Source organism: Enterobacter sp. C6 (assembly GCF_008122455.1).
GTDB lineage: Bacteria > Pseudomonadota > Gammaproteobacteria > Enterobacterales > Enterobacteriaceae > Enterobacter > Enterobacter pseudoroggenkampii.
In genome coordinates this window covers 1-2,312 of record NZ_QPFW01000056.1, presented here as the reverse complement: position 1 = coordinate 2,312, position 2,312 = coordinate 1, and the positions used below count along the sequence as shown (strand labels likewise).

Sequence of the window (2,312 nt, the reverse complement as noted above, 5' to 3'; positions counted from 1 at the left end):
GACGGTATCAGCCAGCGTCACCAACGGCCACGGCAACACCGGAACGGGCGAGCGCGAAATCGTTATAGATGCCAACCTGCCGGGCCTGCGCGTCGATACCGTGGCGGGCGATGATGTGATCAACAGCATTGAACACGCTCAGAACCTGATTATCACCGGCTCAAGCGAAGGCCTGGCAGCGGGCGCGGCGCTGACGGTGACCGTCAACGGTAAAACCTACGCGGCCACCGTACTGTCGGACGGAACCTGGACGGCGGCCATTCCGGCGGTAGACGTCAGCGCGCTGAATGCGGGCACGGTTACCGTGACCGTGGAAGGCCAGAGCGCGGCGGGCAACCCGGTTTCCATCAGCCATGACGTGAAGGTCGATCTGGCGGCAGTCGCCATCAGCATTGACCCGATTGCTTCGGACGACGTGATTAACGCGGCGGAGAAAGGCGTGGACCTGGTGCTGTCCGGCTCCACCACCAACGTGGAAGAAAACCAGACCGTTACCATTACCTTCGGCGGCAAGTCGTACACCGCGACGGTGGATGCCAGCGGCAACTGGACGGCGACCGTACCGTCTGCCGATTTGGGCAGTCTGAAGGACGGCGATGCCAGCGTGCAGGTGAGTGTCACCAACGTGAACGGCAACAGCGCCACGGCTGGCCGCGAGTTCAGCGTGGACGCCACCGCGCCGACGGTGTCTATCGAGATCGTCAGCGACAACAACATCATCAATGCGGCCGAAGCGCAGCAGGATCTGGTGATTAACGGCGTGACCAACGCCGAAGCGGGACAGACCGTCACCGTGACCCTTAACGGCGTGGACTACGCCACCACCGTGCAGGCAAACGGCAGCTGGAGCGTGACCGTACCGTCCGCCGATCTGGGCGCGATTGCCGATGGGAACTACACCGTCAGCGCCGCCGTATCGGATAAAGCGGGTAACCCGGCCTCCGCGGACCGCGACGTGCTGGTTGATACCACCGTTCCACAGCTGACCATTCACACCGTTTCCGACGACGACGTGATCAACAGCGCCGAGCATGCGCAGGCCCTGATTGTCACCGGTTCCGTGACCGGCGCGGCGGCGGGCGACGTGGTCACCGTTACCCTCAACGGCAAATCGTACACCGCTACCCTGGACGCCTCCGGCAACTGGAGCGTGGGCGTGCCTGCGGCGGACGTCACCGCGCTGGCCGCCGGGGATTACACCATTACCGCGGCGCTGACTGATAAAGCGGGCAACAGCAACAGCGCCACGCACGGCGTGGAGGTGAACCTGACCGCGCCTGTGCTGACCATTGACACCGTTTCCGGTGACGATGTGATCAATAACAGCGAGAAAACCCAGGATCTGACGATTTCCGGTACGGCTTCCGGCCTGGCGGCAGGCGCGGCGGTGACCGTGATGCTGAACGGCAAAGCGTACAGCGCGCTGGTGGACGATAACGGGAAATGGACGACTACCGTTCCGGCGGATCAGGTGAGCCAACTGGGCGAAGCGTTGTATACCGTTACCGCATCGGCAACGGACAGCGTCGGCAACAATACCAGCACGTCACACACCGTGAACGTGGAATCCGTTCTGCCGGGCGTGATCGTCAACACCATTGCGGGCGACGACATTATTAACGCGGCGGAGCTGGCAGCCGGCCAGACCATCAGCGGTAAGGTGGTGAATGCCGAAGCGGGCAATACCGTGACCGTGACCATTGGCGGCAACAGCTACACCGCAACGGTGCAGAGCGATCTCACCTGGTCCGTTAACGTGCCGTCGGACGTGCTGACCGCGCTGGGCAACGGCGATTTGACCGTGTCAGCCAGCGTGACCAACGGCGTCGGCAACAGCGGATCCGCTGAGCGCGAGATCGTGATAGACGCTAACCTGCCGGGCCTGCGCGTGGATACCGTGGCGGGTGACGACGTGATCAACAGCATCGAACACGGGCAGAACCTGATTATCACCGGCACCAGCGAAGGGCTGGCGGCGGGGGCGGCGCTGACCGTGACCGTCAACGGCAAAACCTATCCGGCGACCGTGCTGGCGGACGGCACCTGGCGCGCGGCGATCCCGGCTGCGGACGTGGGTGCGCTGAATGCAGGCACGGTCACCGTGACCGTGGCAGGCCAGAGCAGCGCCGGTAATCCGGTCTCCATCAGCCACGATGTGACGGTGGATCTGGCGACCGTTGCCATCAGCATCGATGCGATTGCCGCCGACGACGTGATTAACGCCGCCGAGAAGGGCGCGGATCTGGTGCTCTCCGGGGCGACCTCGAACGTTGAGGAAAACCAGACCGTTACCATCACCTTCGGCGGCAAGA

At 63.5% G+C, this 2,312-nt stretch carries 1 protein-coding gene; it reads left to right on the top strand.

Going from position 1 to position 2,312, the window contains the following annotated elements; translation table 11 throughout:
* On the top strand, positions 1 to 2,312 hold a 2,312-nt coding region (locus DOU50_RS00435), incomplete at both ends, for an Ig-like domain-containing protein (protein ID WP_148768485.1).